Source organism: Klebsiella africana (assembly GCF_020526085.1).
GTDB classification, from domain to species: Bacteria; Pseudomonadota; Gammaproteobacteria; order Enterobacterales; family Enterobacteriaceae; genus Klebsiella; species Klebsiella africana.
The window spans coordinates 3,195,851-3,209,741 of sequence record NZ_CP084874.1 but is presented as its reverse complement, the minus strand read 5'-3'; the positions used below and the strand labels follow the sequence as shown (position 1 = coordinate 3,209,741).

Here is a 13,891-nt window from a genome sequence, read left to right as displayed (position 1 = left end):
ATTGACGTAACTTGTTGTTAAATAAAGGCTATTACAATAACTTTTACTTAACAATTGGTTAATAATTTTAGGGGTACACATGACTACGCCATTGAAAAAAATCGTAATTGTGGGTGGCGGCGCTGGCGGACTGGAACTGGCTACTCAGCTGGGGAAAAAGTTAGGGCGCCATAAAAAAGCGAAAATCACCCTGGTGGACCGTAACCACAGCCATCTGTGGAAGCCGCTGCTGCACGAAGTGGCCACCGGTTCTCTGGATGAAGGCGTTGATGCGCTGAGCTATCTGGCCCATGCCCGCAACCACGGTTTCCAGTTCCAGCTGGGCTCGGTGGTCGATATTAATCGCGAAGGGAAGACCATTACCCTCGGTGAGCTGCGCAATGAAAAAGGCGAGCTGCTGGTGGCTGAGCGTAAACTGCCGTACGACACGCTGGTCATGGCGTTGGGCAGTACCTCGAATGACTTCAATACCCCTGGCGTAAAAGAGAACTGCATTTTCCTCGACAACCCGCACCAGGCGCGTCGTTTCCATCAGGAAATGCTCAACCTGTTCCTTAAATACTCCGCGAACCTCGGCGCTAACGGTAAAGTAAACATTGCCATCGTCGGCGGCGGCGCCACCGGCGTGGAGCTCTCCGCTGAACTGCATAATGCGGTGAAACAGCTGCACAGCTACGGCTACAAAGGGCTGACTAACGAAGCGCTGAACGTCACGCTGGTTGAGGCGGGTGAGCGCATTCTGCCGGCCCTGCCGCCGCGCATTTCCGGAGCGGCGCATAATGAGCTGACCAAGCTGGGCGTACGGGTGCTGACGCAGACCATGGTCACCAGCGCGGATGCGGGCGGCCTGCACACTAAAGATGGCGAATACATTGAGGCGGATCTGATGGTCTGGGCGGCCGGGATCAAAGCGCCAGATTTCATGAAAGAAATCGGCGGCCTGGAAACCAACCGTATCAATCAGCTGGTGGTTGAGCCGACGCTGCAGACCACCCGCGATGCGGATATTTTCGCCATCGGCGACTGCGCCTCTTGTGCGCGTCCGGAAGGCGGCTTTGTGCCTCCGCGTGCCCAGGCGGCGCACCAGATGGCGACCTGCGCGCTGAACAACATCCTGGCGCAGATGAAAGGCAAACCGCTGAAGGCGTACACCTATAAAGACCATGGCTCGCTGGTGTCGCTGTCCAATTACTCCACTGTCGGTAGCCTGATGGGTAACCTGATGCGCGGCTCGATGATGGTGGAAGGGCGCATTGCGCGCTTCGTGTACATTTCCCTGTACCGTATGCACCAGATTGCCCTGCATGGCTACTTCAAGACCGGCCTGATGATGCTGGTCGGGCGTATCAACCGTATCATTCGCCCGCGTCTTAAGCTGCACTAATCCCTGTCTTTACCCGGAGCGCGCCTTGACAGCGCCTCCGGGCTCACTCCCAGAAACCGCGGCGCTCCCGCTCGGAATCCTCTGAATCCCTTTGATTTGCAGCGAATTCTCGCACTTTTCATCCGCTATCTGATTTGCGCCCTCCCGGCTCCGGTTGCAAAATTGTATCAACAGTAACAAAGGAGGATCTCCCGTGAATAAATCTATGTTGGCGGGTATAGGGATAGGCGTGGCTGCCGCGCTGGGCGTTGCAGCTGTCGCTGGTCTCAACGTGTTAGATCGCGGCCCGCAGTATGCACAAGTGGTCTCCAGTACACCGATTAAAGAAACCGTGAAAACCCCGCGTCAGGAATGCCGCAATGTCACGGTGACCCATCGTCGTCCGGTACAGGATGAAAACCGCATCGCTGGCTCCGTGTTGGGCGCAGTGGCGGGTGGGGTGATTGGCCACCAGTTTGGCGGTGGCCATGGACGCAGTGTGGCGACGGTCGTGGGTGCGCTGGGCGGCGGCTATGCCGGTAACCAGATCCAGGGCGCGATGCAGGACAACGATACCTACACCACCACCCAGCAGCGCTGCAAAACGGTGTATGACAAATCCGATAAAATGCTCGGCTATGATGTGACCTATAAGATAGGCGATCAGCAGGGGAAAATCCGCATGGATCACGATCCTGGCAGCCAGATCCCGCTGGACAACAATGGCCAGCTGGTCCTGAACAACAAAATCTAAAAACAGATTTGTGTATTGATTAGCCCCTCAAACGCTCAGGCTGAGGGGCTTTTTTTATCAGAAGGTTAAAGCGTAGTTCAGACCAAAGGTGCGACCACGGCCCTTGTATTCATACAGCGACGAACTGCCGTAGGTTGGGCTGTAGAGCAGCGGCGCGCGCTGGCCCCAGATAGTGATATAGTCTTCGTTAAGCAGGTTTTCGATACTGAAGGTCAGTTTCCCCACCGGCAGCGCGTAACTACCGATAAAATCGACGGTGTTATAGCCTTCCAGCTTGTTGCCGGCGGCGTCGCTGAGGTCAAACACCTGCTGGCTCTGCACGCGCAGGCTCCACGGATCCGGCGCCCAGCCAACCCAGGCAGTGGCTTTAGACGGCGAGGCGAGGGTGACGTCCCATTTTTGCCAGCGGCCATCGGTCTGCACCTGGGATTTCAGCACGTTGAAGTTACCGCCGACGCTCCAGTCGCTATCCGGAATAAAGTAGTCGACCGCCCCCTCAACGCCGTAAATACGCCGTTTGTCGGACTGAACGTCGATAGTCATGTCGGTGCGGTTGACGACAATGGTCTTATCCGAAGTCGAGTAGTACGCCGCCAGTTGGGTGCGCAGGTTATCGCCGGTGTAGCGCCATCCCAGCTCGTACGAGTTAACTTTGATCCCCTGCAGCGGCGAGTCATCGACGTTGACGCTGGAGATCAGCGGCAGATGACCATTCACCGCTGCGCCATATTTACCGATGCCATAGTATTTACCGGGGTCCGGCAGCTCGACGCCCTGCGAGAAGTTAAACCAGGTTTGCTGACGGTCGGTCAGGTGGGCCACGATCCCGGCGTTAAACAGGAAGTTATCGTAATCGGTTTTGCCGCCTTTGATGGCGTCGGCGGAGCGCGCTTTGCCGTTGGCGATATCCTGCTGCTGAGCGTAGCCGACAAAGTCGTCGACCCGGTTTTCGGTCCACTGGTAGCGTACCCCGCCGCTGACGGTAAAGATATCGTTCAGATCGTAGCTGGACTGCAGGAACGGCGCGACGTTGGAGATGCTGTATCCCGGATAGCGGCCGGTGGTGTAGATCGATTCGTTGTGCAACCCGCCGGAAGCCAGCGATTGTTGCAGATCGAAGAACATCTGGTTGGCATTGAAGGTTTCATGATCGGCGTCGAGACCCCAGGTGAGATCCCAGCCCGTCAGCGGCTGGCTGTTAAGGGTCAGCTTTGCCCCATACTGATCGGTATCCTGCTGCGACGAGGAGAAGCTACTGACCTGGCCTTTCGTAAGCGTCGGGAACGGATAGAAGGTAAGGGACTCATCACGATAGTACACCTGGCTCACCAGATTCTGACCGAAGAAGTCGGCATCGGAGTACTGAAGGCTGATCAGGTGCCGCTCGGTACCGGGGATACGGTCGGAATTGAGCCCATCGGTGGTGTAGGCTTTGCCGCCGCTGGTGACCGCGGACATGTTCTTCCCAAGCCACAGACCATAGTCATCATCGCCCTGGCTTTTATAATACTGGGTGACCAGCTGCAGCTGGCGGTTATCATCGATCTCAATCGTCCCCGTCCCCATCACGTCGAGGCGGTCAGAATGCTGGAGCCCCGTTTGGGTGTTATCGAGGATCAGCGCATCATTATTGCCATCGTACCAGCCGCCGAAACGCTGATAAGCCACCGATAAGCGCCCGGATGCGTGGTCTGTCCCACCGCTGACGGCCGCCGCGACGCGCTCATCATGATCGTTGCTGTTCGCAAACCCGCTCTTGCTGCCCACCTCAAGATCGACCTGACGATCCTGCTGTCCTTTCTTGGTGACGATGTTGATAAGCCCGCCGGTACTGCCTCCGCCGTACAGCGAGGTCGCCCCGGAGATCACTTCGATATGTTCGATGTTAAATGGGTCGATGGCGTCGAGCTGGCGGCTGTCGGTACGTGAGGAATTGAGCCGGACGCCGTCGATCAGCACGACGATGGCGCGCCCGCGCATGTTCATCCCGTAATTGGTGCGTCCCTGGCTGCTGACGTCGATGCCCGGGATCAGTTGCGCCAGCACGTCTTTGAACTCTTTCCCGCCCTGGACCTGCTGCTCAATCTCCTGGCCCTCAATGACCCAGGTGGTTTGGGCCATTTCGGCCACGGTGCGATGGGTGCGGTTTGCGCTAACGATGATGCTTTCTTCATCAGACTGAGCCGCCAGCGCAGGCAGCGTGCTGACCAGCAGCAGAGGGTGGAGCACCCAGAGGCGCTTTTTCATATCCATTCCTTTTATGAGCAAGTTGCTTTGTCGTTGTTATAGGCCGACGTCAGGCCGGTATTAGTTACAATGCGAAACATCTGGAAAAACTCAAAAAAGGATTTTGCACATAATGAATATCGCAATCAATATCATTTGCGTTTATCTTGCGCGAGAAAAGGGAATAGAAATCAATCTATTTTGTGGGGATAACGGCTACAGGAGAGCGGATCCGGCGGCAGAATACCGCCGGAAGCAGGGCGCATCAGGACTCGAGGACCTGCGGCCAGAGACGGAGGGTGGTGTCGGTGATTTGCATCAGTTTGTCGAAATCCGCGCCTTCCCGCGCGCTAATCGACATCCCCTGCAGAACACAGTTAAGAAACTGCGCCAGTTGCCCGAGATCGCGGCCCGCGGGCAGTTCGCCCTGCGCCTGCCGCTGCTGCAGAAACTGGGTTAGCGCCTGCTCCTGCATCGCATGGCGGGATTTGATGGTATTGGCGATATCCGTCGAGGAGGCGGCCAGCGCGGCAGAGGTATTGATGATAAAGCAGCCGGCCGGTGTCTCTTTGCTGGTAAAGCAGGTGGCGACCGCCGTGAAGTAGTCGCGCAACGCCCGATCGACGGATTTTCCCTCGGCAAACAGCAAGGCTTCGTGCTTCGCGGCAAAGCGCGAAATGTAACGATCCAACACTGCGCGGAATAGTCCTTCTTTATTCACAAATTCCGCATACAGGGTGGGGGCTTTTGCTCCTGTCGCCTCGACCAGATCGGCGAGCGAGGTCGCCTCATAGCCGTGCTGCCAGAAGAGTGTCATGGCTTTGTCCAGCGCCGCATCCCTGTCGAACACCTTCGGTCGGCCACGGCTTTTTTTGGCGCAACTTTGAACGTCAGTTGTCATGATGCCGTTGTACCTATGTTGGTTTGGTGAAAGGCCATTATAAAAATAAACGATCGCCGGGGCCAGCGCTGTTGGTTTAAAAATAAATAATTCATATGCGTATGAAATTTAAGCATTTTATAAATAGTTAAACGATCGTTATAAAAATGCGTTGACGTGTGATGTAGATCACATTATCATTTATCTATCGATCGTTAAGTTAATGCTTACGACCCTACTAAAAAATTCATCTGCACAGGTATAATAATCATGAAAACCGTTAATACTCTGGCTATTGCCGCCGTTCTTAGCTCCCTTTCTTTCGCTAGCTTTGCCGCTGTAGAGGTGCAGTCCACCCCTGCCGGCCAGCATAAAGTGGGCACCATCTCTGCTTCCGCGGGGACTAACCTAGGTTCGCTAGAAGACCAGCTGGCGCAGAAAGCGGATGAGATGGGGGCCACTTCATACCGTATTACTTCGGTAACCGGTCCGAATACCCTTCACGGTACCGCTGTTATCTACAAGTAAGCCCGATGCGTCGCTGCCCGGCCCCCTTCACCGGACAGCGATGAGTAAGACCCTGTTGTACCCCTGTTTGACCCTTGCCAACAAAAAACCCGCCATCAGGCGGGTTTTTTGTTTTCTGCAGCGGAGACTATAGCGACTGCGGTCCAGGGTCTGCATGACGGGTGACGTCAATCGGCATGCCCGAGCGGTAATTCATCGCGCGCTCCATCACCGTCCCGTCGGTCTGCGGCGCCTGTTTGAACGCAGTCATGGCCGCATTAAGCGTAATGGGCAGGGTCTGCGGATCGTCATCGATATGCTCTGACAGCGGCTGATGGACCTCAACCAGACGGCGGCCATCCGGTTCTACCGACGCCTTGATCGGCGTATTGATAATATTCACCTTCGTGCCCGGCGAGATAGTGTTGTACAGCGCCTTAATATCGTTATCGCGCAGACGAATGCAGCCGGAGCTGACGCGCATGCCGATGCCGAAATCGGCATTGGTGCCGTGCAGGAGATAGACTCCGCCATAGGCGGCAAGGCGGATGGCGTGATGGCCCATCGGGTTGTCAGGACCGGCAGGCACCACCGCTGGCAGCTCAATCCCCATCGCCTTGTAGCGGGCGCGAATGTTGGCGGTTGGCGTCCAGGTCGGATTGGCCCGCTTGTCGGACACGGTCGTGACCATCGTTGGTGTGATAGTGGTTCCGCCCAACTGGCCGATGCCGATCGGGTAGACGGTCACTTCATTCTTACCCGGCGGGTAATAGTAGAGGCGCAGTTCAGCGAGGTTAATCACCAGCCCTTCGCGCGGCGCATCGGGCAGCAGCGTCTGCAGGGGGATGGTTAGAACGCTGCCGGCGCGCGGAACATAGGGGTCAACCCCGGGATTGGCCTGCAGCAGGGCCAGGAAGCCGACATTGTACTTCTTGGCAATCGCCTCCAGCGAACCGCCGTTATCCTGCACCACGTGGAACTGATTCTGACCCACCAGTCGGCTGCCCGGCGGGGGAAGAGGCCAGGTGTTTGCGCGCGCGGGGAGGGCCAGCGCGGTGACCAACGCGACCAGCGCCAGCCAGAGCGTCACGGGGAAACGGTTTCTCATTACCATAACTCCAAAATATATAACTGGTTATTTTTATACGAAAAGCAAATGAGATTATGGCGTGAGTCTGTGTGGGGAAATCCAGGCAGATTGCAAAATGTTTGTAAAGATTGCCAGGTATGTAGGAAGAGAGATACGGCCAGGGGGGTCGTATCTCCCGTCAATCAGGCGACGGCGTTCTCTTCCAGCTGACGCATAAACTGGCGAACCCAGTCCATCCGCGTCTTACGCTCCTCCAGGTCCTGCATGAATTTCAGGCGCGTCGGCCCGTCCAGGCGGAAGTGCTGCGGCTGCTTCTGCAGCAGGCCGATCAACCACACCGGATTGACGTTGTTTTTCTCGTTAAATTCGATCACGCCGCCTTTTTCGTTGCTTTCCAGCTTACGGATCCCCAGCTTCTGCGCCTGCTGACGCAGACGGGCGATATCCAGCAGGTTGCGGGCGGCATCGGGCAGGCGGCCAAAACGGTCGATAAGCTCGACTTTGATCTCCTCCAGATCCTGTTCGTTTTTGGCGCTGGCAATGCGCTTATAGAATGACAGACGCGTATTGACGTCGGGGATGAAATCGTCAGGCAGCAGGGAAGGCATGCGCAGTTCAACCTCCGTCTGCTGACTGGTCAGATCTTCCAGCGAAGGTTCGCGCCCGGCTTTCAGCGCATCGACTGCGTTCTCCAGCAGCTCCATATACAGGGAGAAACCGATGGTTTCCATCTGTCCGCTCTGATCTTCCCCAAGCAGCTCCCCGGCTCCGCGAATCTCCAGATCGTGGGTCGCCAGCGCAAAGCCGGCGCCGAGATCTTCCAGCGACGCAATGGCCTCGAGGCGCTTTTGCGCATCAGTGGTCATCGCTTTCGGATGCGGCGTCAGCAGCCAGGCATAGGCCTGGTGATGCGAACGGCCAACGCGGCCGCGCAGCTGGTGCAGCTGGGCGAGGCCAAAATGGTCGGCGCGTTCGATGATGATGGTGTTGGCGGTGGGAATGTCGATCCCGGTTTCGATGATGGTGGTGCACACCAGCACATTGAAGCGCTGGTGATGGAAGTCATTCATCACCCGCTCCAGTTCGCGCTCCCGCATCTGACCGTGACCGATGGCGATCCGCGCCTCCGGCACCAGCTCCGCCAGCTTGTCGGCGGCTTTCTGGATGTTCTCAACGTCATTAAACAGATAGTAGACCTGGCCGCCGCGCAGCGTTTCGCGCAGGATCGCCTCGCGCACCACCAGGGCGTCGTATTCGCGAACGAAGGTCTTCACCGCCAGACGGCGCGCCGGCGGCGTGGCGATGATCGACAGATCGCGCATCCCGCTCATCGCCATGTTCAGCGTTCGCGGGATCGGCGTGGCGGTGAGGGTCAGGATATCGACATCGGCGCGCATCGCTTTGATGCGCTCTTTGTGACGAACGCCAAAGCGGTGCTCTTCGTCGACGATCAGCAGCCCGAGGTCGCGCAGCTTCACTTCGCTCTGCAACAGCTTGTGAGTGCCGATTAAGATATCGATTTTGCCTTCCGCGGCCTGCTCAAGGATCTGTGCCTGCTCTTTAGCGCTGCGGAAGCGGGAGAGCATTTCGATGCGCACTGGCCAGTTGGCGAAACGATCGCGAAAGTTGTCATAGTGCTGCTGAGCCAGCAGGGTGGTCGGCACCAGTACCGCCACCTGCTTGTGGTTCTCCACGGCGAGAAAAGCGGCGCGCATGGCCACTTCGGTCTTGCCGAAGCCCACATCGCCGCACACCAGGCGATCCATGGCCAGCGGTTGGCACATATCGCTGAGGACGGCGTTGATCGCCTGCGCCTGATCCGGCGTAGTTTCAAACGGGAAGCCATCGCAAAACAGCTGATACTGTTCGCGGTCGTGTTTAAAGGCAAAACCCGCCTTCGCCGCGCGCTGGGCGTAGATATCCAGCAGCTCGGCCGCCACGTCGCGTACTTTCTCAGCCGCTTTTTGTCGCGCCCGGGTCCAGGCATCGCCGCCCAGCTTGTGCAGGGGGGCATTTTCTTCCGCCCCACCGGCGTAGCGGCTGATAAGATGCAGGGACGATACCGGAACGTATAGTTTGGCATCGTTGGCGTAGGTCAGCATCAGGTATTCGCCGGTGATGCCGCCGGCTTCCAGGGTAGTCATGCCCGCGTAGCGGCCCACGCCGTGTTCCAGGTGAACGACCGGCTGGCCGATATGCAGTTCGGCAAGGTTGCGAATCAGGGTGTCGGGGTTAATGGTGCGACGGGAATCCTGACGACGGCGCGCGACCCGCTCGCCGAGCAGGTCGCTCTCGCAAATCAGCGCCAGGCCGCGCTGGCTGTCGATAAACCCGTGCTCGGCGGCGCCAATCATCAGATAACGGCCGTTGCCGGTGGCTTCCTCCAGACGCAGGACGTGTTTTGGCGCAACTTTAATCCGCGCCAGCATTTCGCTCAGCGCTTCACGGCGACCCTCGCTTTCCACCGAGAAGATCACCGGGCCGGTAAACGCTTCGAGGAAGCGGCGCAGATTATCCAGCGGCGCTTTGTTTTGTGCCTGGACGGCGATGTCCGGCAGCGTCTGGTAGCCTAAATTGGTATTCGCCGCTTTGTCCGGCAGGCGCTCGGTTTTCAGCTGTACGCGCGGCCATTTTTTCAGTTCGCTGAACAGCTCGTCGCTGCGCAGCCATAGCAGCTCAGGCGGCAGGAGCGGGCGCATCGGGTCAACGCCGCGGTTTTCAAAGCGGGCGCGGGCTTCATTCTGGAATCGCTCCGCGCTGGCCTCGAGATCGCCGGTGTTAACGATCAGCGTGCTGGCCGGGAAATAGCTAAATAGCGGCGGCAGCGGCTCGCTGAAGAACAGCGGCTGCCAGTATTCGATACCGGCAGGTAGCGTCCCTTTGCTGACCTGCTGATAGATATGCTCGGCATCGCGCTTCACCTCAAAGCGATCGCGCCACTGGCTGCGGAACAGCTCGATGGCGGTCTGGTCGGTGGGAAACTCGTGCGCCGGCAGCAGATTAATGGCCGCCACTTCCTCCAGCGTGCGCTGGCTGTCGACGTCGAACAGGCGCAGGCTGTCGATTTCATCGTCAAAGAAATCAAGGCGGTAGGGCTGATCGCTACCCATCGGGAACAGGTCGAGGAGCGCGCCGCGAGTGGCATATTCGCCGTGCTCCATCACCTGATCGACATGGCGGTAGCCAGCCCCCTCCAGCTGATCGCGCAGCGCATCGCGCGACAGGCGCTGGCCCTTTTTCATCACCAGCGCGTGGCCGTGAAGGAAGCTGTGCGGACAGACGCGCTGCATCAGGGTGCTGACCGGGACGATCAGCACGCCGCGCTGCATGGTGGGTAACTGGTAAAGGGTGGCAAGACGGGAGGAGATAATGTCCTGATGCGGCGAGAAGCTGTCGTAAGGGAGCGTTTCCCAGTCCGCCAGCCCCATCACCATGCTGTCGGTAAACTGCCTGATTTCGTCGTTCAGACGCAGCGCGTTTTGCATGTCAGGTGCCACCAGCACCACCGGGCCGTTGTGGCGTTCGGCCATCTCCGCCACCAGGGTGGCGCAGGCTGCGCCGGTCAACTCGCCAAGCTGGCGCTGATCGCCGGCTTTGACCGGCAATGAGTATCGATATTGTTCAGGCATAGACGGTTTCATGATCTCTTGGGGATTCGCTCTGCCGATATGGAGGGCAACTCGCTGATATTCAATAGTGAGATTATCCGCGATTGGTCTGGATTCGCCAACCCGAATTGCCATTGCGTGTTGGGTGAAGAAAGGTCAGCGCCGTGGATAAGCGTAAAGATAAATAAGTAAGTACTTATCTATCCGTTTGTATTTGCTTGGTTTTTAGGATTATTGCTAATAAAGTCGTCAGGTATCAGTCATTTACGCTGCCCCTAATCGCTTATATACTCGGGCATCGGCTATCAGCAACCAGATGGATGACATGTACCAACCTGCCGCACTCTTTATCGGCCTGCGCTATATGCGCGGGCGCGCAGCCGACCGCTTCGGTCGTTTCGTCTCCTGGCTCTCAACTATCGGTATTACGCTTGGCGTAATGGCGCTGGTGACGGTCCTGTCGGTGATGAACGGCTTTGAACGCGAGCTGCAAAACAACATCCTGGGGCTGATGCCGCAGGCCATTCTTAGCGCCAAACAGGGTTCGGTGAACCCTCAGCAACTGCCGGAGCGCGAGGCGAAACTTCAGGGCGTGACCCGCGTGGCGCCGATCACCACCGGCGACGTGGTGCTGCAGAGCGCGCGCAGCGTGGCGGTCGGGGTGATGCTGGGTATCGACCCGGCGCAGAACGATCCCCTGACTCCATACCTGGTGAACGTCAAACAGAGCGATCTGCAGGCGGGCAAATATAACGTTATTCTCGGCGAGCAACTGGCGGGCCAGCTGGGGGTTAATCGCGGCGATAAAATCCGCGTGATGGTTCCTTCCGCCAGTCAGTTTACGCCGATGGGCCGCGTGCCGAGCCAGCGTCTGTTTACGGTCATCGGCACCTTCGCTGCCAACAGCGAAGTCGATGGCTATCAGATGCTGACCAATATCGACGACGCCTCTCGTCTGATGCGCTACCCGCTGGGGAATATCACCGGCTGGCGCCTGTGGCTGGATAAACCGCTGCAGGTCGACACCCTGAGTCAGCAGACGCTGCCGCCGGGAACTCAGTGGCAGGACTGGCGCGAGCGTAAGGGCGAATTGTTCCAGGCGGTGCGCATGGAGAAAAATATGATGGGCCTGCTGCTGAGCCTGATCGTCGCCGTCGCGGCCTTCAACATTATTACCTCGCTGGGGATGATGGTGATGGAGAAACAGGGCGAAGTGGCGATCCTGCAGACCCAGGGGCTGACGCCGCGGCAGATTATGGCCGTCTTTATGGTGCAGGGGGCCAGCGCCGGGATCGTCGGCGCGCTGCTGGGAGCGGTGCTTGGCGCCCTGTTGGCCAGCCAGCTGAATAATTTAATGCCGATCATCGGCGCCTTCCTTGACGGCGCGGCGCTGCCGGTGGCGATTGAGCCGCTGCAGGTCATTATTATCGCCCTGGTGGCGATGGTGCTGGCCCTGTTATCTACGTTGTACCCTTCCTGGCGCGCTGCCGCCACCCAACCCGCTGAGGCTTTACGTTATGAATAAGATCCTGCTGCAATGCGACAACCTGTGCAAACGCTATCAGGAAGGCAATGTGCAAACCGATGTCCTGCACAATGTCAGCTTCAGCATTGGTGAAGGCGAGATGATGGCCATTGTCGGCACCTCCGGCTCTGGCAAAAGTACGCTGCTGCATCTGCTCGGCGGCCTGGATACGCCCACCTCTGGCGACGTGATTTTCTCCGGCCAGCCGATGAGTAAACTCTCCACCGCCGCGCGCGCCGACCTGCGTAACCGCGAGCTGGGCTTTATCTATCAGTTCCACCATCTGCTGCCGGACTTTAGCGCACTGGAAAACGTGGCGATGCCGCTGCTGATTGGCAAAAAGAAGCCAGCGGATATTGAACGCCAGGCGAAAGCGATGCTGCAGGCGGTCGGGCTTGAACACCGCAGCCATCACCGTCCGTCGGAGCTCTCCGGCGGTGAACGCCAGCGGGTGGCGATTGCCCGCGCGCTGGTGAATAAACCGCGGCTGGTGCTGGCGGATGAACCGACCGGTAACCTTGATGCTCGCAACGCCGACAGCATCTTCCAGCTGCTGGGCGAACTGAACGTCGCGCAGCGCACCGCGTTTCTGGTGGTGACCCACGACCTGCAGCTGGCGAAGCGTATGAACCGCCAGCTGGAGATGCGCGATGGCCGCCTCACCGCCGACCTGACCCTGATGGGGGCCGAGTAATGGCGTCTCCGTTATCGTTACTGATTGCATTGCGTTTCAGCCGTGGACGGCGGCGCGGCGGCATGGTGTCGCTGATCTCGGTGATCTCCACCATCGGCATTGCGCTGGGGGTGGCGGTGCTGATCGTCGGCCTCAGCGCGATGAACGGCTTTGAGCGCGAGCTGAACAACCGCGTGCTGGCGGTGGTACCGCACGGCGAAATCGAACCCGTGAATCAGCCGTGGAATAACTGGCAGGAAGCGTTGGCGAAGGTGCAGAAGGTGAAGGGGATTGTTGCGGCAGCGCCCTATATTAACTTCACCGGCCTGGTGGAAAGCGGCAGCAATATGCGCGCCATCCAGGTGAAAGGCGTCGACCCGCAGCAGGAGAGCCAGCTCAGCGCGCTGCCCACCTTTGTGCAGAATAACGCGTGGGCCGGATTCAAGGCTGGCGAACAGCAAGTGATCCTGGGCAAAGGGGTCGCCGATGCCCTGCACGTGAAGCAGGGGGACTGGGTGTCTATCATGATCCCTAATGCCGACGCCGACCATCAGCTGCTGCAGCCAAAACGCGTCAGGCTGCATGTGACCGGAATTTTACAGCTGAGCGGTCAGCTCGATCATAGTTTTGCCATGATCCCGATGCAGGATGCGCAGCAGTACCTGGAGATGGGCGGCAGCGTGACCGGCATCGCCATCAAGGTCACCGACGTTTTCCATGCTAACAAGCTGGTGCGCGACGCCGGTGAGGTGACCAACAGCTATGTCTACATCAAGAGCTGGATCGGCACCTATGGCTATATGTATCGCGACATCCAGATGATCCGCGCCATTATGTACCTGGCGATGGTGCTGGTGATCGGCGTGGCCTGCTTTAACATCGTCTCGACGCTGGTGATGGCGGTCAAAGACAAAAGCGGCGATATTGCGGTGCTGCGCACGCTTGGCGCAAAAGACGGCTTAATTCGCGCGATTTTCGTGTGGTATGGTTTATTAGCCGGATCGGTAGGCAGCCTGTTCGGGGTAGTGATCGGCGTGATCTGCGCGTTGAACCTGACGTCAATCATCAACGGCATCGAATACCTGATCGGGCATAAATTCCTCTCCGGCGACATCTATTTTATTGACTTCCTGCCGTCAGAACTGCACTGGCTGGACGTCTTTTATGTGCTGGTGACAGCACTGTTGCTGAGTTTGCTGGCCAGCTGGTATCCCGCCCGCCGCGCCAGCCGCATCGACCCGGCGAGGGTGCTGAGTGGCCAGTAA

At 58.2% G+C, this 13,891-nt stretch carries 13 protein-coding genes; 8 read left to right on the top strand and 5 right to left on the bottom strand.

Annotated features, from left to right (window positions below; all coding sequences use genetic code 11):
• The first annotated feature begins 79 nt into the window (after positions 1-79).
• Together LGL98_RS15705 and LGL98_RS15700 are read left to right on the top strand one after the other, a co-directional pair.
• Positions 80-1,384, top strand: coding sequence for an NAD(P)/FAD-dependent oxidoreductase (locus tag LGL98_RS15705; protein ID WP_008805997.1), 1,305 nt, complete (start codon positions 80-82; stop codon positions 1,382-1,384).
• 193 nt (positions 1,385-1,577) lie between these two features.
• Positions 1,578-2,117 (top strand): glycine zipper 2TM domain-containing protein, encoded by a 540-nt coding sequence (locus LGL98_RS15700; RefSeq protein WP_002900781.1) that lies wholly within the window; start codon positions 1,578-1,580, stop codon positions 2,115-2,117.
• 57 nt (positions 2,118-2,174) lie between these two features.
• Here the strand turns inward: LGL98_RS15700 and LGL98_RS15695 are convergent, their stop codons facing one another.
• Positions 2,175-4,364: a TonB-dependent siderophore receptor gene (locus LGL98_RS15695; RefSeq protein ID WP_136030704.1), complete on the bottom strand. Its 2,190-nt coding sequence runs from the start codon at positions 4,362-4,364 to the stop codon at positions 2,175-2,177.
• Between the two features lie 69 nt (positions 4,365-4,433).
• Here LGL98_RS15695 and LGL98_RS15690 point away from each other — a divergent pair, with 69 nt between their 5' ends.
• A complete protein-coding gene (locus LGL98_RS15690; RefSeq protein ID WP_168435257.1) occupies positions 4,434-4,556 on the top strand; it encodes a hypothetical protein in 123 nt (40 codons plus the stop codon).
• A 52-nt stretch (positions 4,557-4,608) separates the two neighbouring features.
• On the opposite strand, the gene LGL98_RS15685 is transcribed toward LGL98_RS15690, so the two are convergent.
• A complete protein-coding gene (locus LGL98_RS15685) occupies positions 4,609-5,244 on the bottom strand; it encodes a TetR/AcrR family transcriptional regulator (RefSeq protein ID WP_136030706.1) in 636 nt (211 codons plus the stop codon).
• Positions 5,241-5,360, bottom strand: coding sequence for a hypothetical protein (locus LGL98_RS15680; protein ID WP_162677765.1), 120 nt, complete (start codon positions 5,358-5,360; stop codon positions 5,241-5,243). Before LGL98_RS15680 ends, LGL98_RS15685 begins: the two co-directional genes overlap by 4 nt.
• A 133-nt stretch (positions 5,361-5,493) precedes the next feature.
• On the opposite strand from LGL98_RS15680, the gene bhsA reads away from it, so the two are divergent.
• A complete protein-coding gene (bhsA, locus tag LGL98_RS15675) occupies positions 5,494-5,751 on the top strand; it encodes a multiple stress resistance protein BhsA (protein ID WP_002900788.1) in 258 nt (85 codons plus the stop codon).
• 127 nt (positions 5,752-5,878) lie between these two features.
• Here bhsA and ldtC read toward each other — a convergent pair whose 3' ends face one another.
• Together ldtC and mfd are read right to left on the bottom strand one after the other, a co-directional pair.
• Positions 5,879-6,838 carry a L,D-transpeptidase LdtC gene (ldtC, locus tag LGL98_RS15670; protein WP_136030708.1) on the bottom strand — a complete coding sequence of 320 codons (960 nt, stop codon included), beginning with the start codon at positions 6,836-6,838 and terminating at the stop codon, positions 5,879-5,881.
• A gap of 164 nt (positions 6,839-7,002) precedes the next feature.
• Positions 7,003-10,449, bottom strand: a complete 3,447-nt coding sequence (gene mfd / locus LGL98_RS15665) for a transcription-repair coupling factor (protein WP_136030710.1) — start codon at positions 10,447-10,449, stop codon at positions 7,003-7,005.
• A 39-nt stretch (positions 10,450-10,488) separates the two neighbouring features.
• Between mfd and LGL98_RS15660 the strand changes: the two genes are divergently transcribed.
• From LGL98_RS15660 to lolE, 4 genes are all read left to right on the top strand, one after another.
• Entirely contained in the window at positions 10,489-10,620 is a 132-nt protein-coding gene (locus LGL98_RS15660; RefSeq protein ID WP_168435258.1) for a hypothetical protein, read from the top strand.
• Positions 10,621-10,753: 133 nt separating this feature from the next.
• Positions 10,754-11,953: a lipoprotein-releasing ABC transporter permease subunit LolC gene (gene lolC, locus LGL98_RS15655; protein WP_136030714.1), complete on the top strand. Its 1,200-nt coding sequence runs from the start codon at positions 10,754-10,756 to the stop codon at positions 11,951-11,953.
• The gene (gene lolD, locus LGL98_RS15650; RefSeq protein WP_023279549.1) at positions 11,946-12,647 is read left to right on the top strand and encodes a lipoprotein-releasing ABC transporter ATP-binding protein LolD; all 702 of its coding nucleotides are present in this window, start codon (positions 11,946-11,948) and stop codon (positions 12,645-12,647) included. The genes lolC and lolD overlap by 8 nt, the downstream gene beginning before the upstream one ends.
• Positions 12,647-13,891, top strand: a complete 1,245-nt coding sequence (gene lolE / locus LGL98_RS15645; protein WP_004176565.1) for a lipoprotein-releasing ABC transporter permease subunit LolE — start codon at positions 12,647-12,649, stop codon at positions 13,889-13,891. Before lolD ends, lolE begins: the two co-directional genes overlap by 1 nt.